The organism is Pseudomonas sp. R2-60-08W (assembly GCF_003852335.1).
Classification (GTDB): domain Bacteria; phylum Pseudomonadota; class Gammaproteobacteria; order Pseudomonadales; family Pseudomonadaceae; genus Aquipseudomonas.
In genome coordinates, this window is the sequence record NZ_CP027731.1 from 5,427,019 (window position 1) to 5,452,953 (window position 25,935).

The window sequence follows — 25,935 nt, forward strand, 5'->3', positions numbered from 1 at the left end:
GTTTTCGGGTGGTCGAGTGTCAAGCGGCGCGGGGCGTCAGGCCCTGCATATCGATGGAAGGGCTGCGCTGACCGATCAACTCGGCCAGCAGTTGGCCGCTGCCGCACGCCAGCGTGAAGCCAAGGGCGCCGTGGCCGAGATTCAGCCACAGGTTGCGGTAGCGGCTTGCGCCAATCAGCGGCACCCCGGTGGGCGTGGCCGGGCGCATACCGGCCCATTCAACCGCGTGGGCGTAGTCGCCGGCATTGGGAAATGTCTCAAGGGCCTGGCGTTTCATCAAAGCCAGCCGCTTGGGATCAAGACCCGCGTCGAAGCCGACAATGTCCACCATGGCCGCGACCCGCAGTTGCTCACCGATGCGCGCGTAGACGATCTTGCGATCGTAGTCGGTGATGCTCACATTCGGCGCCCGGTGCTGCGCGCCAATCGGCACGCTCAGGCTATAGCCCTTGAGCGGATACAGCGGCAGCGACAACCCCGGCAAGCCCAACTCAGCGCTGCGATGCCCTGCTGCCAGCACCAGTTGCTCGACCGGCATCACCTCATCACCCAATTGGAGGGCGTGCACCACTCCTTCGGTATGACGAATCCGGGTAACCCTGCGCCCCAACAAAAATGTGCAACGCCCCGATGCTTCCAGCCGCGCCGCCAATTGCTGGCAAAAGGCATGACAATCCGCTACTTCCTCGTTGGGCGTGTAGATCCCGCCGACAAAACCATCACCGGCCAACGCCGGCTCCAGGCGCGTGCAATCGCTAGCGGACAACACCTGCTGTTGCAGGACATTGGTCACTTTACTGCGGGCATGTTCAAAGGTATTGGCGTTGCGAAACGTCACCAGCTTGCCATTGCGTCGCCAATCGAAGTCGCCCAGGCGATCTTCCTCGCGCCATTGCTGCAAGGTGTCCTGGCTCAGGGATGCCAGGCGCAGCAAGTGAGCGGCATTGCGCTTGTTCACCGAACTACGACAGGCGCCGATAAAGGCGGCCATCCAGCGCCATTGCTGGGGATCGAGACGCGGGCGCAGCTTCAACGGCGAGTCACCGCGCAGTAACCAGCCAATCGCTTGCAGCGGCACCCCGGCGTCGGCCAGCGGCGCAACATAGCGGTAGGACAACTGCCCGCCATTGGCGTAACTGGTTTCACTGCCCAGGCTGTCACGCGCTTCGATCAGCGTCACTCTATGGCCGGCACGCACCAACGCAAAAGCGCTCGCCAGGCCGATAACCCCACCGCCAATAATGCAAACCTGCCTGGCCATCCCCGCCTCCCGCCGTTAATTGACAGCGCTCAGCGTAGAGCCAGGTGACAGGCCACCGACAATGAATAAAGATGGCTCACCTATAAACAAAGGTTATGGGACTCGCCATGCGCTTGCGTCATATCGAAATCTTCCAGGCCATCCGCCAGACCGGCTCCATCAGTGCCGCCGCGCAGCTGCTGCACGTCTCGCAACCGGCGGTGACCAAAGTGTTGCAGCACGCCGAACTGCAGCTGGGCTTTGCGCTGTTCCTGCGGGTACGCGGCAAATTGCAGCCCACGCCGGAAGCCCTGGCGCTGGAAAGCGAAGTCGAAAAAGTCAGCGCAAGCCTGCAAGGCGTGAGGCGTCTGGCCAAGAGCTTGCGGCGCGAACCGGGGCAAAGCATCCGCATCGGTGCGATCCCGGCGTTGGCGCTGTCGCTGCTGCCGCCGTCGATCCTGGAATGGAAGCGTGATTACCCGGACATTGCCTGTGAGCTGTCCAGCGACCATAGCCGCGAGCTGGTGCAGAAGCTGTTGATGCGCGAGATCGACCTGGCGTTGACCCTCACGTTCTCCGGCCATCCGGGGCTCACCACCCAGGTGCTGGCCAACGGCGTGCTGGTGGCGCTAGCGTCAAAAGGCTATTGGTCGGACGCTGAACGGCACATGCCCTTGCCGCTGGCCGAACTGGCCGGCGCGCCTTTGATCGGCCTGTCCAGCGCCGACCCGCTGGCGGCGAAGCTGGGCAACTACCTGGAAAATGTCGACCCGCCGCCACGGGTGACGATCTCGGTGCAAACCTATTCCCTGGCCCGCGCGATGGTCGAATCCGGCGCCGGCCTCACCGTGATCGATCCGTTCACCGCGCTGGGTGCCTCAACGGCCACTACCCACATTCGCACGCTCACCCCGCCGCTGCCGATTACCCTCTATGCATTGACCCGCGCCAACGAGCCCCCGCCGCATATGCTGGCCAGGCTGCTGGAGATTTTCGGCAGCCGCGCCTGTGAGCTGCTGGAGCGTCTCTAAACACACCTCCCACATTCAAAGCACGTAATGCATGATCGCCACAAAATGCAGCAGGCTGCCGCCGATCACGAACAGATGCCAGATGCCATGGGAGTGGCGCAGGCGGTCCTCCAGGGCAAAAAAGATAATGCCGACGGTGTACAACACCCCGCCCGCCGCCAGCCAGGTAAACCCTGCCGTGCCCAACGCCGCGAGCAGCGGCTTGACCGCCACCAGCACGATCCAGCCCATCACCGCATAGATCACGATCGACAGGAGGCGCTTCTCCGAGCGGGGCTTGATCTCCTGCAAGATGCCGATCACCGCTAGCCCCCACACAATCCCGAACAGCGTCCAGCCCCACGGCCCGCGTAGCGTCACCAGGCAAAACGGGGTGTAGCTGCCGGCGATCAAAAGGTAGATCGAAAAGTGATCGACCTTCTGCATGATCTCTTTTCGTCGCCCGCGCACGCTGTGGTACACGGTGGACGCGCTGTACAGCACCATCAAGGTAAAGCCATAAATCGCCACACTGACGATTTTCCAGGGGCTGCCGTCCAGGCTCGCCACCACCAACATCCACACGACGCCAATACACGCCGCGACTGCACCGAGCAAATGGCTCCAGGCGTTGAATCGTTCCCCGTGGTACATCTGCAACCGACCTCCCGTGACCAATAAGGGTTGGCTGGCAAGCCTCCAGCCTTCGCCATAAGAGTGCAAGCGCCTTATGACGTTCCGAGGACGCCGAGCACATTTGCGGGCACAATCGAGGGCATTCGAACAAGAGCCACGGCCATGTTGATCGACGAAGAATTCACCCTCAAAAAGCTGGAAATCTTCCTGGCATTCATGCGCACCGGCAATCTGGCCCGCGCCGCCGCCGAGCTGCAAACCAGCAACGTCAGCGTGCACCGCGCCATTCATTCGCTGGAAAACGCCCTGCGCTGCCCGTTGTTCAAGCACGAAGGGCGCAATCTCACGCCACTGGAAAGCGCCTATGTACTCGAAGAGCGCGCGCAGAAACTGGTGGCCGATGTGGTCGACAGCGTACGCCTGACCCGCGAAGCCGCCGGCTTCTCCGCCGAACGCTTCAAGTTGGGCTCGCTGTATTCATTGACGGTCAAGACCGTGCCGCAACTGATCATGGGCCTGAAAATTCGCCGCAGCGAACTGAATATCGACCTGATCCTGGGCTCCAATTTCGACCTGCTCTACAAGCTCAAGAACATGGAAGTGGACGCGATCCTCATCGCCCTTGACGACCATGCCAACGACCCGGACTGTGCGCAGATTGCGCTGTTCAGCGACGACATCTACCTCGCCACCCCCGCCGACTCGCCCTTCGATCGCGAACAGCAGATCGACCTGGCCGACGTGCGCGACGCGACCTTTATCACCCTCACCCAAGGCTTTGCGACGCACCAGGACGGCAACCGCGTGTTCAAGCAGGCCGGGTTCGAGCCGAAAGTGGCGATGCAGGTCAACGACATCTTCACGCTGCTGAGCATGGTCAGCTCGGGCGTGGGTTATGCGCTGCTGCCGGGCAGGATTGCGGCGGTGTATGAGAACCGCGTGAAGCTGATACCGCTGCAGCCCAGGTATCGGCTGCAGCAGCATATCGGCGTGGTGTTTTTGAAAGCCAAGGAGCGCGATCCGAACTTGCTGGCGCTGTTGGCGGAGTGTCGGATGTATACCAATCGGCAGGGGTCAGCCTGAGCTGATCGTTCCCACGCTCCGCGTGGGACACGCCTCCTGGGACGCTCCGCGTCCCGACTTCAAGAGCGGACGCGGAGCGTCCAGGGCTGCATTCCCACGCGGAGCGTGGGAACGATCACTCAGCCCACCACCCCCCGCACAATGAAATACAGCAGCGAAGGCCCGAGCAAACACCCAAGCCCGGTATGAAACGTCGCCGTCAGCGCGCCATACGGCACCAACCGCCGATCCGTCGCCGCCAGCCCCGCCGTCACCCCGCTCACGGTGCCGGCCAAGCCACCAAACACCATCGCCGAACGCGGGTTGTCCAGGCCCATCCAGCGCGCCGCCACTGGTGTGCCGACCATCACCAGAATCGCCTTGATCAACCCGGTGGCAATCGACAGCGCCATCACATCCGAGGTCGCGCCAATCGCCGCGCCGGTGACTGGGCCTACAATGTAGGTCACCGCACCCGCGCCAATGGTGGTCATGCTGATCGCATCGCGATAACCGAAGGCCCAGGCCATGCTCGCGCCGACGATGAATGGCAGGATTGTGCCCAGCAGCAGCGCAATCACACCGATCATGCCGGCTTTGCGCGCCTCGGTGGCCTGCACTTCAAACGCCGTGGCAACAATGGCGAAATCCCGCAACATCGCACCGCCCATCAGGCCGATACCGGAGAACAGGGCCAGGTCCGCCAGGCCCTTCTGCCCACCCGTGAGCGTGCCGCCGACCCAGGCCAGCACCAGGCCGATGACGATGGCAATCGCCGAGCCGTGGATGCGTCCGAACGTAAGGCGCTTGGACAGCACCACCGAAATCCACATCACCACGCCCACAAAGGCAAATGCGGTGATCAGGCCGTTATGTTCCAAACCTTTCTCAATGAGGTCCCACATTTCAGCGGCCTCCCGCAGGAACGATCAGCGGTTCTTCGGCGGGCAAAGGCTCGCCCCTGTGCGTGCGGCTGATCAAGGCGATGGTGCAACCACAGACCACCACCGAACCAATCGCCGCCAGCACCGCGACCGGGCCGCCGTGCAGGGCGGTCACGACGTTTTGTTGCGCGGCCATCGCCACCACCACCGGAATGTACATGGCACCCCAGAAGCCCACGCCCATCTCGCACTCCTTGGTCATGCCGCCGCGCTTTTGCATCCACAACCGTGCACAGATCAGCAGGATCATGGCGATGCCCACGCCGCCCACGTTGGATTTGACGCCCAGTAAAACGCCGAGCATGTCGCCCATGATCACGCCCGCGAGCGTGCAGATCGCCAGCAATGCCACACCGTAGATAATCATTGTTGTTGTCCTCAAAGTGCTCGATCGAAATTGTTGTTGTTGTGCTTCGAAAGCCTTGGGTGGTGCTTTATCGGTGGCGGCGCTCCTCCTCTTCCAGCAAGGCCTGCAAGGTGTCCAGGCGCGCGCCTTCGCAGGCAATCACCGTGCCTTGTTCGAAGACGCGGCGTGACAGGCCGGTGAGCACGGCGCCCGGGGGCAGTTCGATTTGCAGGCGCACACCGCGCTCGTAGGCGCTTTGCGCGGTGCCGCGCCAATCGACGACGCGGCACATGTTGAAAGCCAGGTCGTCGCAAAGGTGTTCGGGGTTGTGGATCGGCCGCGCGCGGGTGCTGCTCAGGTAGGTGATGCGCGGCGTCTTGAGCGGGACGAAGGCGTGGGCAAGGACCTTGGCGGGTGCGTCCAGCAACGCGCAGTGGGACGGTACGCTGACGGCCAGGCGCCGGGCGATGCCGTTGCCTTTGATGCGCGCCGCCACCTGTTTCATCGCCTCGTCGCTGCCGGCGATGACCGTCTGGTTATCGGCGTTGATATTGGCCAGGTACACGGGGGTTTGCGCGCTGTGGATCTCGGCCAGCAACGTTTCAACGGTGGATAAATCAGGGCCTATCAGCGCGGTCATGCCATAGCCGTGTGGATAAGCCTGCTGCATCAACTCACCGCGCAGGCTGACCAGCCTGACGGCGTCGGCGAAATCCAGCGCGCCGGCGATGACAGCGGCGGGATAGGCGCCGATGGACAGGCCCGCGACGTAATCCGGGGTGCGCTCCAACAGACGGGCGTGGGCAATGCCGGCGATCAACAGGCACAGTTGCACGGCGCGGGTACTTGCCAGGGCTTGCTCCGAATCGAGCAGGCGTACGTCTTCGCCCAGCACATCGCTGGCTTCTTCCAGCACCGCTTCGGGCAGCGACTGGAGCATGCCCGGCCGTTGGGCACCCTGCCCCGGAAACACCAGCAGGCTGCTCATGCCACGGCCTGCCACGGGTCGAGCACCAGGCGTGCACCGCTGGCGGTTTTCAGTAGCACGCGGGGTGAACCGCTGGCCCATTCGCGCAAGGCGACGGCGCCGAACGGGGTTTGCAGTTGCAGGTCGACGGCGCACTCTGTCCTATCAAGCATCGCCAGGAGGTCTTCAGCATCATCGCGGGCCAAAGGTTCGGGGGTGCGCAGAAGCAAATCCAGGTCACTCTGGGCATGCAGCGCTTTAATCCCGCTGGCCAACTCGAAACCCGCGCTGCCCGTGACGCCCCATCTCTCCTGCGCCAACACCGGCCGCAGTTGGTCGAGCGCGCGCAACGCCGGTAAATCCCTCGGCGAAATCACCCCACGCAACGCTTCCGGGATCACCCGCCGCTGCACCGCCGCCAGCGGCATCCACCCGGCAAAACGGTGCTCGCGCAAACGCCCGCGCACGCCGACCGCCACATAACCCGGTTCGGCGATGGCACGGCGCACCACCACCGGGTGGCCGGCACCGAGCGTCTCCCGCACCCAGGCCGGTGCGTCGGCGGGCACATGCGCCGGGGTCATGCCCCAGAGCAAGTCGTGGGCGTTCACCATTGCTCCCGCAGCAATTGGCGAACGTGGCTGGAGGCTGCGCGATTAGTCGCGCCGAGGCGCCCGCTCAAATCGGTGCTGCCGACATCCTTGATCGCATTCATCAGGCAATCGCTGACTCGCGCCACATCGTCCGCCGTGGGCTGTTCAATCTGGCTGACCGACAAGGTCTCCCAGAGCAAGCCGAGGCTGGCATAGCTGTCGATGTCGTAGGCCATGGGCGGCACACTGGCGGCCAGGGCTTCCAGCTCTTCGACGCTGCGCAGCGTCACCCGCGCCGCCGAAGCCTTGCCCATGGCGTGCACCATCACGCCGGGGTCACGCAGGGCGATCAGGCGGTTGGCCTGGTAACCGTGGGCCAGGAACGCACCGGACATGGCCTTGCCCACCAGCAATGCGATTACCGGATGCCCGGCGAGACGGGCACGAGCGTAGCTGTCGGCAGCAGCGGCCAGGGCCTGATGGATGCCGAGCGCTTCTTCGCGACGGCCATAGGCTTGGCTAGGCACATCGACGATGGCGATGATGGGACGCTTGTCGCCCCTCGCGACGGCCTCATCGACGGCCTTGGCCAGGCCCCAGCCTTCGAGCAGGCCGACTTCGCCATTGCGCGCCCGGGGGAAGCGGTTTTGCGCGTCAGTGACCACGGCGACAAAGCGCACTTTTTGCTCACCCAAGACCGCGTCGGCAACCCTCAGCGACGCCGGCAAACCTGCTACAGGCGCAGCGCCGGCGCTCAATGCGTTGAACCACTGCAAGCCTCTCATGAGCGTTCTCCTTGATACAGCTCGCGCACCGTCGCCGGGTCGATTTGCGGTACGGCGTCCAATTCGGCCAAGCGTGTGAGGTAATAATCAGCCTGGCGACTGCGTTGTAGCGCGGGCAAGCCTTGCTGCAACAACGCACTGACCGTCTGCTGGATCTGCGCCACATCGTCAGCCACGTAACGGTCGGCCAGGCCGCTGTTGAAACGCTGTTCGCCGCCGGTGAGGCTCCAGATAAAGGGCCGATCGCGCGAGTCGTATTCTTCCAGCCCGGCTTCCTGTTCGATCACCTGCGGGCCATTGAGGCCCAAGCGCGCTTCACGTGTGACCACGAGGTAGCTGCACAGCCCGGCCGCGATGGACATGCCACCGAAACACCCCACGCTGCCCGCCACCACGCCGATCACCGGCTGGTACTGGCGCAGGTCGACAATCGCCGCGTGTATGTCGGCAATCGCGGCCAGCCCCAGGTTCGCTTCCTGCAGCCGCACACCCCCGGTTTCCAATAGCAGCACGGCGCGCGTCGGGATGCCGTTGCGGTTGTCTTCAGCCGCCAGTTCCAGGGCACCAGCGATTTTTGCGCCGCCGACTTCACCGAGGCTGCCGCCCTGGAAGTTGCCTTCAATGGCTGCAATCACCACAGGCAAGCCGCCGATGCTGCCCTTGGCGATCACCACGCCGTCATCGGCCTGGGGCACCACACCTTGGCGGCTGAGCCAGGGCGACATGACGCGCTGGAAGGGGCCGATCAGTTCGCGAAAGGTGCCGGCATCCAACAAGGCCTTGGCCCGCTGCCGCGCACCCAGTTCGACGAAGCTGTGTTTGGCGAGCAAGTCAGTCATGGCCGATCTCCTCGAAGCCTTGCTCCAGGCGCAAGCGCACCACGCCGGGGGTGGCGCCGAAATCGTGGATATCAATGTTCAGGGCCGGTGGTGTCTGCTCCTGAAAGATGCGTTCGAACAGGTGCTGCCAGCGTTGTTCGGCGCCATTCACCGAGGTCTGTACCTGGATGGTCAACGTGCCGGCGGTGCCCGGTTCCAGCAGCACCTCAAGGTCGCCGGAGCCGACGCACCCCACCAGCGCGCGGCCTTTTGCTGGCTGCCCGGCGGGAAATTCAAAGGTTAAGGTTTCCATCACAACGCTCCGTCGAGGCGGTCGATAAACAGGCAGGCGGCCAACAGGTCGGCGGCGCCGCCGGGAGAGGCATTCAGGGCCAGCAGTTGTTGGTCCAGCGCGTGCAGTTGGCGGCGACCGGCGAGGCTGGCGCTGCCGCCGGCGTCGAGCACGGCCTGGGCGCCGCGCTGCATGGCCTGCAGGCCTTCCAGGCCGGCGCGGTAGAGCACGCAGGTGTCGGCCAGGTCGGTCATGATCGCGAGCAAGGCGTCGAGGCGCGCGTTCTGTTCACCGGCGTGTTGCTGGCGGCTTTTGTGCAATTGCGGCAGGCCGCGTTGCAGCACTGACGGGAAGCCCAGTTGCGCTTCTTCACGGGCGCCGCGTGCGCCGTAGCGCTGGGCGACCAGCGCGCCGTGGCTCAAGGGTTGCGGGGCGTAGCGGTCGTTGAGCAGGGCCAGCCTGGCGGCGTTCAGCGGTATGGCGCGGGGTTGCAGCGCTGCCGCCGCAGTCAGCAGGCCGAGGGCCCAGATCGCGCCGCGATGGGTATTCACGCCGCCCGTGGTAGCAAGCATCGCCTGCTCACCGTCACGACCGATTCGCCCGAGGGCTTCACGCAGGGGCAAACCGACTTCACCGAACTCAAGCGCAGCCTCGGCCATTTCCTTGAACATCGGCCACAGCGACAGCGCCGACGCGTGCATCAGCCCCAGGTGCAAATCACTGTGGGCACCGTTGCCGCGACGGTCCACCAGGGCCGGTTTGGGCGACAGGTCGGCTTCATCGATCAGCGCATCGACGGCCATATCCGCCAGGCGATCGGCCAGGCTCACTTCATGCAGTTTGAGCGCGCGCATTTACCAGCTCCTGAATTTGGCGGGCGGGTTGTACAAGCCACCGGACCACTCCACCAGGTCGGCCACGCTCTTGGCGGCCAGCAGTTCACGGGTGGCGTCGGTGCGGCGGATACCCAAGTCTTCGGGCAAGGCAATCAAGCCTTCGCGGCGCATGCGGGCGGTGTCCTTGGGGTTATGGCGCAGGCCGATGGCGGTCACCCCGGCGACGGCGGCGATCATCGCCTGGCGCTCCTCCAGGGAGCGGGCCTTGTAGAGGTAGGCGATGCCTTCTTCGGTGAGCAGATGGGTAACGTCGTCGCCGTAGATCATGATCGGCGCCAAGGGCATGCCGCTTTTGCGTGCCACCTCCACCGCGTCGAGGGTCTCGACGAAGGTGGGCTTGCCGCCTTCCTGGAAGGTCTCGACCATTTGCACTACAAGCTTTTTGCCGCGCTCGAGCAGTGCGACCGGCGCATCGTCGTGGCGCATATCCAGCCAGGCCGGCGTGCCATGGCGGCGGCCGCGTGGGTCGTGGCCCATGTTCGGCGCGCCGCCAAAACCAGCGAGGCGGCCACGGGTCACGGTGCTGGAATGGCCGTCGCCGTCGACCTGCAGGGTGGCGCCGATAAACAGGTCCACCGCATATTGGCCAGCCAATTGGCAGAACATGCGGTTGGAGCGCATCGAGCCGTCGCGGCCGGTGAAGAACACATCCGGGCGGGCGGCGATGTAGTTTTCCATGCCCAGTTCGGTGCCGAAGCAATGCACGCTTTCAACCCAGCCGCTTTCGATGGCGGGGATCAGCGTGGGATGCGGGTTGAGGGTCCAGTTGCGGCAGATCTTGCCTTTAAGGCCGAGGGATTCGCCGTAGGTGGGCAGGATCAATTCAATGGCGGCGGTATTGAAACCGATGCCATGGTTGAGCGACTGCACATTGTGTTTTTCGTAGATGCCACGGATCGCCATCATCGCCATCAGCACATGCACCGGCTTGATGTGGCGCGGGTCGCGGGTGAACAGCGGCTCGATGTAGAACGGCTTGTCGGCCACCACCACAAAATCGACCCAGCTTGCCGGGATGTCGACGCGGGGCAAGTCAGTAACGTCGTCCACCAACTGGTTGACCTGCACGATAACGATGCCATCGCTGAACGCGGCCGGCTCGATCAGCGCCGGCGTGTCTTCGGTACTGGCGCCGGTGTAGATGTTGCCGGCACGGTCGGCCATGAAACCGGCGGAGAGCACCACGTTGGGGATCAGGTCCACCACCAGCCGTGCGTAGAGTTCGATGTAGGTATGGATCGCGCCGATTTCCAACAGGCCGTCTTCGAGCAATTGACTGATGCGCAGGGATTGGGTGCCGGCAAAGGAAAAGTCGAGCTTGCGCGCGATGCCCTTTTCAAACAGATCCAAGTGCTCGGAGCGCCCGACGCTGGGCATGATCATGTGCAAATCGTGGAGCTTGGCCGGGTCGACCTTGGCCAGGGAGCGCGAGAGGAAATCGGCCTGTTTCTGGTTGTTGCCTTCCAGCACCACGCGGTCGCCGGGGAGGATCAATGCCTCAAGCGCCTCGACGATCCGGTCACTGGGCAACACTGCCCCGTCTGCAAACGGCTTAACCAGCCCGAGCCGCCGCTGCTTCTCGTCGCGCCGCCGCGTCCAGCGCGAGTCGGGGTTTATTGTGGTTGTCATGGTCGCTCCACGGGGTTTGCTGTCGTGGGCTGTACCTTAGGAGTGATTCAGGGGGGCATCAATCAAGCTCAGCAGCAAACCGTTACGCCTGGAGTAACGAAGATCAACATGTGGGAGGGGGCTTGCTCCCGATGGCTGTGGGTCAGTCGACACATCCATCGACAGACACTCTGCCATCGGGAGCAAGCCCCCTCCCACATTTTGTCCAATGGTGTCTGAACGAGCCCGCTATATCCACTTATGACCAGCCAACAAACCTTCCAGTTTTATTCAGCAGATTCTCCAGGTTTGCCTTGCTGTCCATCCGTGGATTCCAGGGGGTTGGCCCCAATCAGATTGATCTTGTCCTGCTGCACGACCCGCTGCACAAAACTGTTCCCGGCATTCCATTTGCCGATCCAGTCTTCAGGGGTGTAAAGCGTCGGGTTGATGGCGCGGCCCAGGTGCTCTTCCAGCGGTATGAGCTGCTCCATGACTTCACTGTAGTTGAGGCTTTCGCCAATCAGCATCAGATCTATGTCACTGGATGAGTGCGCCTCGCCCTTGGCGATGGAGCCGTAGATAAAGGCCCAGATTATGTGCTCGGCGAACGGTGCCAGTGCATTGCGCAATGGCTCATCCAGGCTCAGCGTCTTGCGCACGATGGCAAGCAGCTCCGCGTAAATAGGGCATTGAGGGTTGGCTTGATAGTGGGTCTGATTGCCCTGGCGCGTCATGCTCAAGATGCCCGCCAGCTGCAAACGCTCCAGTTCGCGAGTAAGACTGCCCTTGCCCACCAGCGCCCAGCGAGCGATTTCATTGGTGAAGAAACTTTGGTCGGGCTTACCGAAAAGCAGGCCCAGCACTTTTTGCTGGGTGACAGTGAAGAGCGCGGTGCTGAGAGGTAAGGTGTGCATGGCGGCGGCTAATAAGTCCCAAAAAGGGAACGATAGGTCCCTTTTTGGGAACGATCAAGTTTTAAGCCGCCGAGGAAGGGGAAATCTGTTCCAGCGCCTGATCCACCAACAACTGCCCCAGCTCGGCCATTTGCTGGATCCCGAGCATGATTGCGCGCTGGGAGGTGTCCAGGTCAAATGCCAGGTTGCAGGTGAGTGCGTTGAGGGAGGACAGGGTTTCGCTGGCGTTGACCAGCAGGGCTTCGGTATTTTGGTGAGGGGTTACGGTGAAGAGGCTTGCGGGTGGATTGGGTGTAGGTTTGACCATGATTTACAGCTCCGATATGTGATGGAGACTGCCCTTTTCCGCTTGCACGCGAATTAAGGTGGCAGCTGTGCGCAGGTGTGCAAGACCGGGCATATCGGACCCCGGCAGACCCCGAAGGATCTCCCGCGCACAGCCGCCATAACAAGTACAGCAGGCATGAAAAACGCCCGCTGAATGGCTATGGGCGTTGGTGCGCCGACATGTAACCGGACTTGCACGTCCGTGTCACCGTTTTTTGCGATGACGGGACGAAGACTAGGCGCGCGGGCTGCATGGGACAAGTTCATGCACAGCCCAAAATCATGCGGGAAAAATCCGAAGTCCCGCCTATCTGATCGTTCCCACGCTCCGCGTGGGAATGCCGCCGGGGACGCTCCGCGTCCCGCCAGCCAGCGCAACACTAAAGCCCTTCGCAAGGGTGACGCGAAGCGTCACGGGATGCATTCCCACGCAGAGCGTGGGGACGATCATCGACAGTTGCTGAGACTGGCATACCGCTATCGGGGGCAAGCCCCCTCCCACATTTGCTCAGCGGTGTCTGTGCGAGACAGGGTCTGTTCAGGACGCCCGGCAACCGCCATAAATCCCGGATTCGTTGGTGCTACAACTTCATGTCTATATTCACCGCGCCCAGACCTTCAAGCGAATAGCTGTTGTATTCATAAACCTGCCCACTGACCGAAAGATGAAGCACGCCTTCATGTTCGGCCACTTGGACGTCAGGCTCTCTGGTCTTCAGAAATGGACGTTTCGCCACCAACGCTGTCAGTATTTCCTCATCAGTGGTCATGGCGGCATTGACGTAATACCGATAGGAATACCCCACAGTCGCGCCCCCTCGCCCATCGCGCACCCCGTAGATCGAACTGCCGTTCTTCAAGGAGTACTTGAGCACCACCTGATCCAGCTCCGGCGCTCCGGGGCTCGTCAACCAGCCCGCCCCCAGGTACCCGAGACACACGACCAACAACACATTGCACGCACCTTGTACGGCCCATTTAATACCCTTGAGCTTTGGCATATTCGATGCCCTCCTTGATCCAGTGCTGGTCGCTATGGTCATCACCATAAGGCGCATCCCCCCACCAATCGCCGAACTCTGCCCGAGACGTACCCGCTGCTTTTTGCGCTGCACCGGCGGCCCGCAACAGCACGCCTTCCGGTATCCCTAACACTGTCCCGGTAACGCCATAGTTGAAGTTACCGAATGCCTCGTAGTCGCGACTTTTCTGTTTGTAATCCCATGGGCCGCGCCCTCTGACCTGTGAGTAAAACCATGAGTAGCTGAACGCCGAGCCGGGCTTCAAATGCAGTCTGCGGTTGTTGGCCAAGGCGATATTGTCTTGCAGCGAAACGCCCGGAGGCATGGGAGGGACAGCCATTTGCGAATCCTTGCTGATGGGGTGGAACGCTAAAACTAGCACTCAAAAATCAGCAAATATTCGTAGGCGATACGTATAGAAATTTCAGACGTTATATAAATCCCAACCCTACGTTGTAGCAGGGCGAGCATCGTACGCAGCCACTGATTGACCGAGCTGGCCGCTCCCGCTGATCTCCATTCCGATAGGCAGCAAAGAATGCTCCGACAGGCTTTTCAGGTTGTTGCTCGGAACTCACCTCTCTACCCTTTTCGATCCGATAGCGCCACGGGCAGGCATCATGAATCCGATCGTTAAACCCGATGCAAGGCCATTGCAGAGCGTGATGTATCACATCACAATCGCGCCATGATCGTCAGTTGGAAACATAAAGGGCTTAGGGCCTTCTATGAAACCGGTTCAACCCGAGGCATCAATGCAAATCATGCAAAGCGCTTGCGCCGTGCTCTGCTCATTCTGGACAAAGCCGAGCACCCAGATGCACTGGACCTACCCGGCTGGCGCTTCCATCGTTTGAAAGGCGACCTGATCGACTACTGGTCCGTCAGCATAAGTGGTAACTGGCGCATCATTTTTCGGATGTTCGACGACCAGGTCGAACTGGTGGATTATCTTGACTACCACTGAGTAGAGGTATCGATATGGGTATGCACAACCCACCTCACCCAGGTGAAATATTGCTTGAAGATGTGATTCCGGCCCTGGGCATTACCATCACCGAAATGGCACGGCGGCTTGGCTTCGCCCGCGAAACCTTTTCAAGGATCCTGCATGGTCATGCGCCTGTCAGCCCTGACCTTGCCGTGAGGTTGGAGCGCGCTGGCGTAAGCAGCGCTCGGCTATGGCTGTCGATGCAAAGCGCCTACGACTTGTGGCAGGCCGAGCATCGTGAGCAGCCAGTGATCGAGCGGTTTGCGCGGATTGACTGAGGTCTGCAGACGAGCACAATCAGTGTGGGAGGGGGCTTGCTCCCGATAGCGGTGGTTCAGTGACAGTTGCTGAGACTCGCACACCGCCATCGGGGGCAAGCCCCCTCCCACATTGGATCTGCGTAGGGCTCAGGCCAGTCCGGACTCGGCCAGCAACGCTTCAAGCCCCATCAAGTCCGGCACCTTCGCCACATGTTCGCCCACCTGTACCGCCGCCAGCTCCAGCGGGCACAGCGGGACGTCCACGTAGCTCAGTTCACTGTCGAGCTTGTACGAGCGCGGGATTCCCTGGATTACCAGCGCAATGAACTTCAAGGTCGGCCGCCCACCCAGTGCATTCAACACGACGATGCGAGAACGCTCGCCGGTCATGCTGGCTTCGCCGCACACGGCTTCGAAGCTGATCAAGGGGATTTGCCGATCGCGCCAGGTCACCTGGCGCAGGTACCACGGCGGTGCATCGCTGGCCGGTTCGCCGCGCTGGAAGTCGATCAGTTCGGCTACCGCAACGTTGGGCACTATCAGGTGACGGTCAGCCAGCGGCAGCAACAGCCCGGTGAGTTGGCTTGCGCGGTGGTCAAGCATGGGACTTGCTCCAATAAGCGATGCTTTCCAGCAGCACCGACTCCTGGTACGGCTTGCCGAGGTAGTCGTTGACGCCGATGGCCATGGCGCGGTCGCGGTGTTTCTGGCCGGTGCGCGAGGTGATCATGATGATCGGCAGGCGCATCAGGCGTGGATCGTTGCGCACCTGGATCGCCACTTCAAAGCCGTCCATGCGCGGCATTTCGATGTCGAGCAGCATCAGGTCCGGGGTGTGTTCCTCGAGCACGGCGAGGGCGTCGAGGCCGTCCTTGGCGGTCAGCACGTTCATGCCATTGCGCTCCAGCAGGCGGCTGGTGACTTTGCGCACGGTGACCGAGTCGTCCACCACCAGCACCAGCAGCGGGCGCTTTTTCAGCGGGTCGTTGAGGATCAGCGGCGCATCCACCGACTGCGCCGGCAACGCCGGTTGTCGTGCGCGGATATGCGCCAGCAGGTCGATGATCAACACCACACGGCCATCGCCCAGGATCGTCGCCCCGGACAAGCCCTGAACACCCGCAAACTGCGGCCCCAGGCCCTTGACCACAATCTCGCGGGTCCCGGCCATGGCATCCACATGCACCGCCACGTGCCGTTCATTGCACTGCACCAGCAACACCGGCACCGGCTGGTACTGGCCGAGCAGTTTGGGGCGGCTGACGGTGTGCAGCAGGTCGCCGAGGTAAAACAGTTCGTAGACTTGGCCGGCATAGGCATAGCGCGGCGGATCTTGCTGGTAGTGCCCCGCTAGTTCATGGGGCGGCACGCGCACCAGGCCGTCGATGGTATTGAGCGGGATCGCATACTGATCGTCCGCGCACTGCACCATCAGCGCACGGTTGACCGACACGGTAAACGGCAGGCGAATCCGGAAATGCACACCCACGCCGGGGATCGAGTCGATCACCATCGAACCGCCGAGCTGGCGCACTTCTTCGTGCACCACGTCCATGCCCACACCGCGTCCGGAAATCTGGGTGATTTTTTCTGCAGTGGAAAACCCCGGTTGCAGGATGAACTGCAGCACGTCGCGGTCACTGATCTCTTGATTGGGGTCGAGCAGGCCGCGCTTGATCGCCTTGCGGCGCACGGCTTCGAGGGGCACCCCGGCGCCGTCGTCGCGCATGTCGAAGACGATGTCGCCGCCTTCGTGGGTCAGGTCCAGGGTGATGCGCCCCTTCTCCGGCTTGCCCGCCTGAAGGCGCACTTCGCGGGACTCCAGGCCATGGTCGACGGCGTTGCGCAGCATGTGTTCCAGCGGCGCCGCCATGCGCTCCAGGACGTTGCGGTCCATTTCGCCCTCGGCATTGCCGACCACGAATTCGACGTCCTTGCCCAGTTCGCCCGCCACTTGGCGCACGATGCGCTTGAGGCGCGGCAGCATGCGCTCGAACGGCACCATGCGCGTGCGCATCAGGCCTTCCTGCAGCTGGGTGTTGATACGCGCCTGTTGCTGCAGCAGGTCATGGGCGTCTTGATTGCGGCGCTCAAGGGTTTCTTTGAGGTCGAGTAAATCGGAGGCCGATTCGGACAACGCGCGGGACAATTGCTGCAATTGCGAATGGCGATCCATTTCCAGCGGGTCGAATTCTTCGTAGCCCAGGCGCTCGGCCTCGGCCTGCTGGCGGCTGAAAAGCCGGCTCTGGGTTTCGGTGTCGAGGCGGCGCAGTTGGTCGCGCATGCGCTCGATGGTGGTTTCCACTTCCGTGAGCGCAGTGCGTGCATCGTTGACCTGCTGCTCGATACGGCCGCGGAAGATCGATGTTTCGCCGGCCAGGTTGACCAGGTCGTCGAGCAGTTCGGCGGATATCTTCACCATGTCGGCGCCCGGGTCGACCGCCGCTTCCGCCTTACCCACCGGTAATGCCACCGGCACTACCGGCTCATCGCTGGGGTGCACCAGGCTTTTGATGCGCTCGATCAGCTTGTCCACCGAGCCCACCGGCAAGCCGTCCGCCACCGCATCGATCATCTGCGCCAGCCGGTCGTGGCAACCTTGCAGCAGCGCGAACAGCTCGGGCGACGGCGCGAGCAGCCCTGCGGACAGCCCCTCGTAGAGAAACTCCAGCTCGTGGGCCAGGTCGCCAATCGGGCCGATCTCGACCATGCGCGCGCCGCCCTTGAGGGTGTGCAGGTCACGCAGCAGGGTTTCCACTTCCTGGCGGTTGCCGGGTTCGGCTTGCCAGCGCAGCAACGCGCTGCCGGAGCTGTCGAGAATATCGGCAGCTTCCTCGAGGAAAATATCCAGCAGTTCGGGGTCGGCACCCGAGGCTTCCGGTGACGCGACCGGGGCCGCCGAAAGGCTGCTGTGGCGCAGTTCGCGCAACCGTGTGACCAGCTCGGCACTGTCGCTCAGGGGCTGGTGCTGATGCAGTTCCTCCAACTGCAAGGCCAGGCGTTCGTGGCTGGCCATCAGCAGCTGGGACAGCTCGGTGGAATAGCTGTAGCGGCGGTCTACCAGCCCCTCGTAGACACATTCCAGCTCCTGGGCCAAGTCGCCCACTGGGCCGATTTCGGCCATGCGCGCGCCGCCCTTGAGCGTGTGCAGGTCTCGCTGTAACGAGGACAACGGCGCCAGGCCGTCGGGCTCCAGCAACCAGCGTTTGAGCGATTGCCCGGCGCTGTCGAGGATGTCCACCGCCTCTTCAAGGAAGATGTCGACGATCTCATCGTCCATCGCCGTGTGCCGGCTCAGCTCCTCGGTCGCAGCACCCAGCTCGGCGACACTCAGGCCACAACTGCCGTCACGTTTGATCAGGCCGGTGGCAGAGGGATCGAGGGCGTCATCCAGCAACGCGCGCAGGGCCTGTACCCGTGTCGGCGCCGGGCTGATTTCCTGCCCGGCCGCCAGTTGGTCGAGCATATTGATCAGCGCTTCATGGGCCTGTTCGGCCTCCTGGAAGAACCGCTCGCTGACCGCCAGGCTGCTTTCTTCCACCGCGCCATACAGGTCGAGCAAGGCTTCGCACAATTGATCGATAGGGTGCAGGTCGGCAATGTGCGCGCCCTCGCCCAGGGTGGTCAGTTCGTCCAGCAGCGCGGTCAGTTCCTGGCGCTCGCCGGGGTGTTGCTGCCAGCGGCGCAGCAGGCTTTCGGCGTCGAGCAGGATGTCCATGCCCTGGGCCAGGAAGTTGCTGATCAGTTGCGGGTCGCACTTGACGCGCAGGCCGGTGCCGGGGGCGTTGAGCAGGTTTTCGAGCTGTTGGTCCAACAGGCCTTGGGTGCGCGTGATCAAGTCTGCGGCGCCCTTGATCGGCGCCAGGGGATCGCCGTTCAGATCACGCAATCCCTTTTGCAACAGGCCCTCGGCTTCCAGCAACAACTCGATTTCGTCCAGGTCCAGCGGCACACGGTGCGCCTTGTATTCGCGGGTCAGGTGGTCGAGCGGACGTACCAGTTCGGCAATCGGCAACACGCCGGCCATGTAGGCGCTGCCCTTGAGGGTATGCAGGGCGCGTTGCAATTCATCACTGACCTGCAGCGGCAGGTGTTCGGCGGCCTGTTGCAGGAACTGGTCGAGGCTGTCCAGATGGCTCTGGGCTTCATTGCGGAAGATCTCCAGCAACATCGGATCGTGGGGCTCGGCAACCGGTACCTGGGCGCCGCTGGCCAACCCGTGGGCGCGGGCAGCGAGGGCGTCGACCTCATCGCGCTGGCGCTGGTCGTCGGTGGCGAAGTCGGCGATCAACTCCGGCAGCAGCGCCACCGCGTCATCCAGCACCTGCTGCACTTCAGGGCCCATGGCCACGTTGCGCTCAAGCACGCGGTTGAGCAGATTTTCCACGGCCCAGGCCAGTTCCGCCATCACCAGGGCGCGGACCATACGGCCGCTGCCTTTCAGGGTGTGGAAGGCACGGCGCATTTCGCCCTGGGCGGTTTTTTCCGTGCTGTCGGGCAGGTAACGGTGCAGCACGTCGAGGACTTCATCGGCTTCCTCGAGGAAGACTTCGCGCAACTCATCGTCAATCGGCGCTTCATCGGCTGGGGGCGGCTGCAGGCTGCCCGGACGCTGCTGGGCCGGAGGGTTGAGGCGCGAGGTGGGACTGGCCAGCGCATCGAATTGGGACTGGCTTGGCGCGCTGTCGCCGGACAGGGCGCCATCGGGCGCAGCCAGTGCCTGGCGCCAGGGTTTTTCCACCGGCAGGTAGCCCAGCGCGCTCAGGCTCTGGGTGGCCAGTTCCAGCACTTTTTCCCCGGCGGCGTCGGGGTCCTGGAGCATGCGTTCCAGGTAGTACTCCAGGCTGCTGATCACCTCGGCGAAATGCGCCAACGGCGCTTGGCCGGGCGCGGTATCGTTGACCATTAATTGCTCATCGACATAATTGGTACACCCGCGCATCAAGCTCGCCGCGCGAGGCAGTGGAATCATCGCCAGGGCGCCGCGCACCTGGCTCAGCAGTTCCGGCAGGGATTCCAGGCGTTGGCGGTCCCAATTGGCCTCGATGCAATCGATCACCAACTCTTTGGCCTGGCGCAGGCATTGGCAGGATTCGCGGATCACCAATTGGTGGATCTGGGTCAGGTCGGTGGTCGGCAGGCGGCTCTCTTCGCGGCTCTCCGGCTCCACCGTGCCGATCATCCCGGCCAATGTGGCTTCGACGTAGAGCAACGCCCCGGCAACGTCCATCAGTACAGCGTCACTGGGTTCGCGCTGGCCCTGCACCAGGCTCAAGACCACGGCGAGCTGGTCGATGATCACTTTGCGCGGCTGGCCGAAACCGAGGACCGCCAGGGTATCGGCGATCTGCCGCAGCGGCGCCAGCAGCGGGTCAAGGTCCTGGGTGTGCTGGCGGTCGCTGCGCACGAACAGATCGAGGCGTTCCTTGACCCGCACCAGCTCTTCGCACAATGCGCCGAGCACCGAGCCCATGGCGTTGCGGTCCGGCCCGGCCAGGCGCGCCCGCTCGGCATCGACCACGGCACTGTCGGGCAGGGCCTCGTCCAGGCCGTAGCGCTCCTTCAGGCTCTGCATGCGCGGCGTCGGCCGGGTGACTTTGGCGACGTAGAACAGCAGGCTCTTGAGCAGCTCATCCGGCGCCGGCTGGTTGATCCCGACAATGCCCTGGGCCAGCAGGCGCTTGAGTTGCTTACCGCTGGCCTTGAGCAGGCTGCGCAGTGCCGGGCTGTTGGCGATCACCCCGGTGAGCATGCCTTCGACCAGCGCCGAGGTGACTTGCCACAACGGCAACAGCGGCGCGCCCTGGCACAAAGCTTCGAGGCGCGCGAACACCCGCGCCATGTCTTCCAGGTTGCTCGGGCCGTGGTCCTCGCGCAGCAACCCGGCCAGGGCTTGTTGCAGCAGTGCGTGCCATTGGCGCAGTTGTTCGTGAATGTCCGGCGGCGTGCGCTGAACCAGCGCCTCGTCGGGCAGCGGCGCGATCGTCAGCAGCTGCGGGCTGAACAGGCTGGTCTCCGACAGCAGGCCTTCACCGCGGGCGCTGCGCAGATCGTTGAGCAGCGGCAACACCACCAGCGGCAGGTCGCGACGGGCGCTGTGCACGCGGTCCAGGTACAGCGGCAATTGGCCGAGGGCCTGTTGCAGCAGGCGGATGCTTTCGTCGCGCTGGCTGACCTGCCCAGCCTGCAGCGCGAGCGCCAGGGCTTCGATCTCTTCAGCCAGCAGGGCCGCGCCGTAGAACTCGACCATTTGCAGCGCGCCGTGCACCTGGTGGATACCGGCCAGGCACGCATCAATGCCGTCGCCGGTTTCAACATAAGCGTCCAGCGCCGAACGGGCCTGTTTCAGGGTTTCGGCAATGTCGCCCTTGACCCATTCGAGGGCCACGTAGTCGTGCCGATCAACCATAACTGCTCCGCTTAGAATTCATGAGTTGCTGGTGTTCTTGAAACCAATGGAGATCAACTGTGGGAGGGGGCTTGCTCCCGATAGCGGTGGTTCAGCTGATGAATCAAGTGACTGATGCACCGCCATCGGGAGCAAGCCCCCTCCCACATTTGGATCGCATCTCAGTCATCTGCCTGCTTGGCTGCCGGCAAGGTAAAACCTGACACCGACCTGCGCAACTGACTGGCCATCTTCGCCAGGTTACCAATACTTTCGGCGGTCGCCGTGGAACCGGACGACGTCTGCGTGGTGATCTGCTGAATCACATTCATGGTCAGGGAAATCTGCCCCGCCGACGAGGTCTGCTGCTGCGCCGCGTTCGAGATGCTCTGGATCAGCGCCGCCAGGGTTTTCGAGACGCCTTCGATCTCTTCCAGCGCCACCCCGGCGTCCTGGGCCAGCCGTGCGCCGCGCACCACTTCGGTGGTGGTCTGTTCCATGGAAATCACGGCTTCGTTGGTGTCGGCCTGGATCGCCCGCACCAGGGTTTCGATCTGCCGGGTGGCGGCCGATGAGCGCTCGGCCAGCCGTTGCACTTCATCGGCCACCACCGCAAAACCGCGCCCGGCATCCCCGGCCATGCTCGCCTGGATCGCGGCGTTCAGGGCGAGAATGTTGGTCTGGTCGGCGATGTCGTCGATCAGGCTGACGATGTCGCCGATCTCCTGGGACGATTCCCCCAGGCGCTTGATGCGCTTGGCGGTGTCCTGGATCTGTTCGCGGATGTTGTCCATGCCGTGGATGGTGTTGTGCACCACCTCGTTGCCCTTGTTGGCGATCTCTACCGAACGCTCTGCCACTGCCGAGGATTCGGCGGCGTTGGCCGACACCTGGTCGATGGATTGGGCCATCTGGTTGATCGCGGTGGAGGCTTCGGCGATCTGCTGGGCCTGATGCTCCGAGGCCTGGGCCAGGTGCATGGCGGTGGCCTGGGTCTCCTGCACCGCGCCGGCGACTTGCCCGGCGGTGAGGTTGATGGTCGCCACCAGGTCGCGCAGCTGATCCACCGAATAGTTGATCGAATCGGCAATGGTGCCGGTGAAATCTTCGGTGACCGAGGCCGTGACGGTCAGGTCGCCGTCAGCCAAGTCTTCGATTTCGTCCAGCAGACGCATGATCGCGTTCTGATTGCGCTCATTTTTCTCGGCGGTTTCATGCAGTTGGCGGTTGGTCTCGCGCACCATCACCAGGCCGATCAGGATGATCGAGGCCAGCGCCAGCAGCCCCAGCACATAGCCGCCGAGGGTGTCCAGACTGCGCCCGCCAGCGAGGTTTTCAAAACCGGTGGCCAGGTGCGAGGCTTCATCGAGCAGGGTTTGCGACAGGTTGAAAATATTGCTCGCCGAAGCGCGTACCTGAAACAGCTGCGGCGAGGTTTCGAGAATTTCATCGACGGAACCCGAAACGAATTCGAACAGTTCGGCAATTTCTCCCAACCGGGCGCGGGCATCAGGGTCTTCGACCTGGGTGATGCGCAGGCCGGGGTTGCCGTTGAGCATGCCATTGAGCACCACGCCAAAACGGTTGGCGTCGCGACCGAAGGCATCGGCGGCCTGCACCGCGGTTTCGTCGCCGGCGAGCACGGTGTTGACCGCGCCCAGGATGCGCTCCGCCAGCAATGACTGGCGCTGGGCCAATGCCACCTGGCTCGCAGGGGCGCCGCGCTGGAGCAATATGTCGACGACTTTTTCCGACTCTATCTGCAACTGCGGCACGGTCTCGGCGAGGGTGGCGGCCACCTGGTGCAATGACAGCACGGTCTGTTCGCTGGCGAGAATGGCGTCGGTATTTTTCAGCAGGGCTTCCCAGTCGGTCTGCACCGCACGCATTTCAGCGCGTACGGCGCTGGGTGCGGCTGGCAGGCCGGTTTGCGGGTCGCCTTTTTTCAGATAGCCCCAGCGCTGGGCAAAATCGTTGCGCGCCTCGCCCAGCAGTTTGAACGCGGCCGCCTTGCCGGCGGCGGCTTCGGTAGCGTTCTTGGCGATGCGCTGGGACAGCACCCGCAGTTCGCCCGCGTGGCCGATGTACTGTTTGTCGTAGGTGGACTGCGTGTTGAGGTACGCGAAGTTGGCGAACAACAGCATGATGAACACGATCAGGGCGATAAACAGCACGATGATCTGCGAGCGGCTGCGCGAGGCGGCCTGGGGTTTGGGCGTGGTCACGGTGCTCATGCGGCAACATCCATGAAGCCTGGAGCCTGGGCCAGGGCGAAGGGGCTGAAGACCTGCCACTGCGGGTCGCCATCGAATTGGCCCTGGATAAACGGCGCGCCAGCGGCGGTACTCGCCTGCCAGGCGTCCAGTGCGAAATGCTGCATGCCCACCACCTCGTCCACCAGCAACCCGACAAACAGATCGTTGAATTCCACCACCAGCACCCGCCGTTGCTTGCGCGCCTTGGACAGTGCCTGGCCGAGGAACCCGCCCAGGTCCATCACCGGCAGCAGGCGCCCGCGCAGGTTGGCCACGCCCTTGACCCAGGGCTTGACGCCAGGCATCAGGGTGCAGCGCGGCTCATGCAACACCTCGGCAACTTCGCCCATGGGCGCCACAAACCATTGCTGACCCAGGCGAAAGCCAATCCCGCTCCAGCGTTGCAGGCGGGTTTCCTGGGACGGCAGGTCGGCGGCCAGCAGGCGGCAGCGGCGGTCGATGTCCAGCAGCAGCTCAAAGGCGGTTTGCGACTCGGTCATGATGGCGTGCCGTCAGCCGGCCAGCACCTTGTTCAGCGTGGCGATCAGGGTTTCTTCATCGACCGGCTTGGTCAGGTAGTCCTTGGCGCCCTGGCGCGCGCCCCAGATCTTGTCGGTTTCCTGGTCCTTGGTGGTGATGATGATGATCGGGATGCCGTTGGTTTCCGGCTCTTTGGACAACTGGCGCGTGGCCTGGAAGCCATTGAGGCCCGGCATCACGATGTCCATCAGCACCGCGTCGGGTTTTTCCTGGCGGGCCAGGGCCACGCCGTCCGCGCCATTTTCGGCTTTCAACACCTGGTGACCATGCTTTTCCAGCATGCCGGTCAGTTTGTACATTTCGGTCGGCGAATCGTCGACGATCAGAACACGTGCCATGGTTTTCCCCACTACATTGGTCGGCGCCGGCCCCTTTGAGGCGGCGTCAGTGTGCTTGTTCTACTGCGGCGAAGGCAGGCACATAGGCCTTGATCGCACCCAGCAGTTCTTCCTTGCTGAAAGGCTTGGTCAAAAACTGATCGACACCCACGATACGCCCCTTGGCCTTGTCGAACAGGCCGTCCTTGGAGGACAGCATGATCACCGGGATCGACTTGAACGCCGGGTTGTTCTTCACCAGCGCGCAGGTCTGGTAGCCATCCAGGCGCGGCATCATGATGTCGACAAAGATAATGTGCGGGTGATGGTCCACGATTCGGGCCAGGGCATCGAAACCGTCAATGGCCGTGATGACCTCGCACCCCATGTTCTTCAACAGCGTCTCGGCGGTGCGGCGGATCGTTTTCGAATCGTCGATCACCATCACTCTCAAGGCGTTGGAATGCTGTTCCATAGTTGCTCTACCATCGCCACAGCGAATCGGTTTTCGGTGTGTACTGCCTGATCTCTCACAGAATGAGCGCCACAAGCCTTGGAATTCAAGGGCTGCTGCGCCGTGGCAGTCTTTTTAGCACAGTCTCCAGGCGCAATCTATCGAGGCGCCCGCCTGGTGGTTTTTCCTTGACCCACAACAGCCGCAGCGCCACTCTGACGCCACTTTTATGCGCCCTAATTTGCTAGAGGAAATCCCCCATGAGCGTTCGCGTCGGCATTGTCATGGACCCTATCGCCAGCATTTCCTATAAAAAGGACAGCTCGCTGGCCATGCTCCTGGCCGCCCAGGCCCGCGGCTGGACCCTGTTCTATATGGAACAGCGCGACCTTTACCAGGGCGACGGCGAGGCCCGTGCGCGGATGCGCCCGTTGCAGGTATTCGCCAACCCCGAGAAGTGGTTCGAACTGCAGGATGAAATCGACAGCCCCCTGAGCGACCTGGACGTGATCCTGATGCGCAAGGACCCGCCGTTCGACATGGAATTCGTTTATTCCACCTACCTGCTGGAGCAGGCCGAACGCGCCGGCGTGTTGATCGTCAACAAGCCGCAAAGCCTGCGCGACTGCAATGAAAAACTGTTCGCCACGCTGTTCCCGCAGTGCACGCCGCCGACCGTGGTCAGCCGCCGCGCCGACGTGCTGCGTGAGTTCGCCGCCAAGCACGGTGATGTGATCCTCAAGCCGCTGGACGGCATGGGCGGCACCTCGATCTTCCGTCACCGCGCGGGCGACCCGAACCTCTCGGTGATCCTGGAAACCCTGACCGCGCTGGGCACCCAGCAGATCATGGGCCAGGCCTACCTGCCAGCGATCAAGGACGGCGACAAACGCATCCTGATGATCGACGGCGAGCCGGTGGATTATTGCCTGGCGCGCATCCCGGCGGCGGGCGAGACCCGTGGCAACCTGGCGGCCGGTGGCCGTGGTGAAGCGCGGCCGTTGTCGGACAAGGACCGCTGGATCGCCGCTCAAGTCGGCCCGACCCTTCGCGAAAAAGGTCTGCTGTTCGTAGGACTTGACGTAATTGGCGAAAACCTCACCGAGATCAACGTCACCAGCCCGACCTGTATTCGCGAGATTGATAACGCATTTGGCACGAACATCGGCGAAATGCTGATGGCGGCCATTGAGCGCAAGCTACAAGCCAAGTGACATAGAACAGCCGGACATAAACCAACATTGCGTTATCATGCGCCACCTGTGAA

The 25,935-nt window shown here is 62.8% G+C and carries 26 protein-coding genes; 5 read left to right on the forward strand and 21 right to left on the reverse strand.

Annotated elements, in window-relative coordinates:
- Positions 1–19 precede the first annotated feature (19 nt).
- Complete coding sequence (locus tag C4J90_RS24850) at positions 20–1,261, reverse strand: D-amino acid dehydrogenase (protein ID WP_124421029.1); 1,242 nt, start codon at positions 1,259–1,261, stop codon at positions 20–22.
- 107 nt (positions 1,262–1,368) lie between these two features.
- Between C4J90_RS24850 and C4J90_RS24855 the strand changes: the two genes are divergently transcribed.
- Positions 1,369–2,271 carry a LysR family transcriptional regulator gene (locus C4J90_RS24855; RefSeq protein ID WP_124421030.1) on the forward strand — a complete coding sequence of 301 codons (903 nt, stop codon included), beginning with the start codon at positions 1,369–1,371 and terminating at the stop codon, positions 2,269–2,271.
- A 15-nt stretch (positions 2,272–2,286) separates the two neighbouring features.
- Here the strand turns inward: C4J90_RS24855 and C4J90_RS24860 are convergent, their stop codons facing one another.
- Positions 2,287–2,904: a hemolysin III family protein gene (locus tag C4J90_RS24860; RefSeq protein WP_124421031.1), complete on the reverse strand. Its 618-nt coding sequence runs from the start codon at positions 2,902–2,904 to the stop codon at positions 2,287–2,289.
- A 144-nt stretch (positions 2,905–3,048) separates the two neighbouring features.
- On the opposite strand from C4J90_RS24860, the gene C4J90_RS24865 reads away from it, so the two are divergent.
- The gene (locus tag C4J90_RS24865) at positions 3,049–3,969 is read left to right on the forward strand and encodes a LysR substrate-binding domain-containing protein (RefSeq protein ID WP_124421032.1); all 921 of its coding nucleotides are present in this window, start codon (positions 3,049–3,051) and stop codon (positions 3,967–3,969) included.
- Between the two features lie 119 nt (positions 3,970–4,088).
- On the opposite strand, the gene madM is transcribed toward C4J90_RS24865, so the two are convergent.
- The 13 genes from madM to C4J90_RS24935 form a co-directional block, all read right to left on the reverse strand.
- Positions 4,089–4,853 carry a malonate transporter subunit MadM gene (gene madM / locus C4J90_RS24875; RefSeq protein ID WP_124421034.1) on the reverse strand — a complete coding sequence of 255 codons (765 nt, stop codon included), beginning with the start codon at positions 4,851–4,853 and terminating at the stop codon, positions 4,089–4,091.
- A 1-nt stretch (position 4,854) separates the two neighbouring features.
- Positions 4,855–5,259 carry a malonate transporter subunit MadL gene (madL, locus tag C4J90_RS24880; protein WP_124364782.1) on the reverse strand — a complete coding sequence of 135 codons (405 nt, stop codon included), beginning with the start codon at positions 5,257–5,259 and terminating at the stop codon, positions 4,855–4,857.
- Between the two features lie 67 nt (positions 5,260–5,326).
- Positions 5,327–6,226 (reverse strand): malonate decarboxylase subunit epsilon, encoded by a 900-nt coding sequence (mdcH, locus tag C4J90_RS24885; RefSeq protein WP_124421035.1) that lies wholly within the window; start codon positions 6,224–6,226, stop codon positions 5,327–5,329.
- Entirely contained in the window at positions 6,223–6,819 is a 597-nt protein-coding gene (locus C4J90_RS24890) for a malonate decarboxylase holo-ACP synthase (protein WP_124421036.1), read from the reverse strand. The genes mdcH and C4J90_RS24890 overlap by 4 nt, the downstream gene beginning before the upstream one ends.
- Positions 6,813–7,583, reverse strand: coding sequence for a biotin-independent malonate decarboxylase subunit gamma (gene mdcE, locus C4J90_RS24895; RefSeq protein WP_124408404.1), 771 nt, complete (start codon positions 7,581–7,583; stop codon positions 6,813–6,815). The genes C4J90_RS24890 and mdcE overlap by 7 nt, the downstream gene beginning before the upstream one ends.
- A complete protein-coding gene (locus tag C4J90_RS24900; protein WP_124421037.1) occupies positions 7,580–8,422 on the reverse strand; it encodes a biotin-independent malonate decarboxylase subunit beta in 843 nt (280 codons plus the stop codon). The genes mdcE and C4J90_RS24900 overlap by 4 nt, the downstream gene beginning before the upstream one ends.
- Positions 8,415–8,714: a malonate decarboxylase subunit delta gene (locus C4J90_RS24905; RefSeq protein WP_124364787.1), complete on the reverse strand. Its 300-nt coding sequence runs from the start codon at positions 8,712–8,714 to the stop codon at positions 8,415–8,417. Before C4J90_RS24905 ends, C4J90_RS24900 begins: the two co-directional genes overlap by 8 nt.
- Positions 8,714–9,547 (reverse strand): triphosphoribosyl-dephospho-CoA synthase, encoded by an 834-nt coding sequence (locus C4J90_RS24910; protein WP_124421038.1) that lies wholly within the window; start codon positions 9,545–9,547, stop codon positions 8,714–8,716. The genes C4J90_RS24905 and C4J90_RS24910 overlap by 1 nt, the downstream gene beginning before the upstream one ends.
- Positions 9,548–11,218, reverse strand: a complete 1,671-nt coding sequence (gene mdcA, locus C4J90_RS24915) for a malonate decarboxylase subunit alpha (protein ID WP_124421039.1) — start codon at positions 11,216–11,218, stop codon at positions 9,548–9,550.
- A 266-nt stretch (positions 11,219–11,484) separates the two neighbouring features.
- Entirely contained in the window at positions 11,485–12,114 is a 630-nt protein-coding gene (locus tag C4J90_RS24920) for a nucleotidyltransferase domain-containing protein (protein WP_124421040.1), read from the reverse strand.
- Positions 12,115–12,175: 61 nt separating this feature from the next.
- A complete protein-coding gene (locus tag C4J90_RS24925; RefSeq protein ID WP_124364791.1) occupies positions 12,176–12,421 on the reverse strand; it encodes a DUF6124 family protein in 246 nt (81 codons plus the stop codon).
- Positions 12,422–13,022: 601 nt separating this feature from the next.
- Positions 13,023–13,442 carry a hypothetical protein gene (locus tag C4J90_RS24930; protein ID WP_124421041.1) on the reverse strand — a complete coding sequence of 140 codons (420 nt, stop codon included), beginning with the start codon at positions 13,440–13,442 and terminating at the stop codon, positions 13,023–13,025.
- Positions 13,420–13,803 carry a polymorphic toxin type 44 domain-containing protein gene (locus C4J90_RS24935; RefSeq protein WP_124408411.1) on the reverse strand — a complete coding sequence of 128 codons (384 nt, stop codon included), beginning with the start codon at positions 13,801–13,803 and terminating at the stop codon, positions 13,420–13,422. Before C4J90_RS24935 ends, C4J90_RS24930 begins: the two co-directional genes overlap by 23 nt.
- Before the next feature lie 348 nt (positions 13,804–14,151).
- On the opposite strand from C4J90_RS24935, the gene C4J90_RS24940 reads away from it, so the two are divergent.
- Together C4J90_RS24940 and C4J90_RS24945 are read left to right on the forward strand one after the other, a co-directional pair.
- Positions 14,152–14,430 carry a type II toxin-antitoxin system RelE/ParE family toxin gene (locus C4J90_RS24940; RefSeq protein ID WP_124421042.1) on the forward strand — a complete coding sequence of 93 codons (279 nt, stop codon included), beginning with the start codon at positions 14,152–14,154 and terminating at the stop codon, positions 14,428–14,430.
- Positions 14,431–14,444: 14 nt separating this feature from the next.
- Positions 14,445–14,732 (forward strand): HigA family addiction module antitoxin, encoded by a 288-nt coding sequence (locus C4J90_RS24945; RefSeq protein ID WP_124368680.1) that lies wholly within the window; start codon positions 14,445–14,447, stop codon positions 14,730–14,732.
- A gap of 129 nt (positions 14,733–14,861) precedes the next feature.
- Here the strand turns inward: C4J90_RS24945 and C4J90_RS24950 are convergent, their stop codons facing one another.
- The 6 genes from C4J90_RS24950 to pilG form a co-directional block, all read right to left on the reverse strand.
- Positions 14,862–15,317, reverse strand: coding sequence for a chemotaxis protein CheW (locus C4J90_RS24950; protein WP_124364792.1), 456 nt, complete (start codon positions 15,315–15,317; stop codon positions 14,862–14,864).
- Complete coding sequence (locus C4J90_RS24955) at positions 15,310–21,123, reverse strand: Hpt domain-containing protein (protein WP_124421043.1); 5,814 nt, start codon at positions 21,121–21,123, stop codon at positions 15,310–15,312. The genes C4J90_RS24950 and C4J90_RS24955 overlap by 8 nt, the downstream gene beginning before the upstream one ends.
- Before the next feature lie 161 nt (positions 21,124–21,284).
- Positions 21,285–23,336: a methyl-accepting chemotaxis protein gene (locus tag C4J90_RS24960; RefSeq protein WP_124364794.1), complete on the reverse strand. Its 2,052-nt coding sequence runs from the start codon at positions 23,334–23,336 to the stop codon at positions 21,285–21,287.
- Positions 23,333–23,857, reverse strand: a complete 525-nt coding sequence (locus C4J90_RS24965) for a chemotaxis protein CheW (protein WP_124364795.1) — start codon at positions 23,855–23,857, stop codon at positions 23,333–23,335. The genes C4J90_RS24960 and C4J90_RS24965 overlap by 4 nt, the downstream gene beginning before the upstream one ends.
- Positions 23,858–23,869: 12 nt before the next feature.
- A complete protein-coding gene (gene pilH, locus C4J90_RS24970) occupies positions 23,870–24,235 on the reverse strand; it encodes a twitching motility response regulator PilH (RefSeq protein ID WP_014720320.1) in 366 nt (121 codons plus the stop codon).
- Between the two features lie 46 nt (positions 24,236–24,281).
- Complete coding sequence (gene pilG / locus C4J90_RS24975) at positions 24,282–24,689, reverse strand: twitching motility response regulator PilG (protein WP_124364796.1); 408 nt, start codon at positions 24,687–24,689, stop codon at positions 24,282–24,284.
- 239 nt (positions 24,690–24,928) lie between these two features.
- On the opposite strand from pilG, the gene gshB reads away from it, so the two are divergent.
- Positions 24,929–25,882 carry a glutathione synthase gene (gshB, locus tag C4J90_RS24980; RefSeq protein WP_028618297.1) on the forward strand — a complete coding sequence of 318 codons (954 nt, stop codon included), beginning with the start codon at positions 24,929–24,931 and terminating at the stop codon, positions 25,880–25,882.
- Positions 25,883–25,935: the final 53 nt, after the last annotated feature.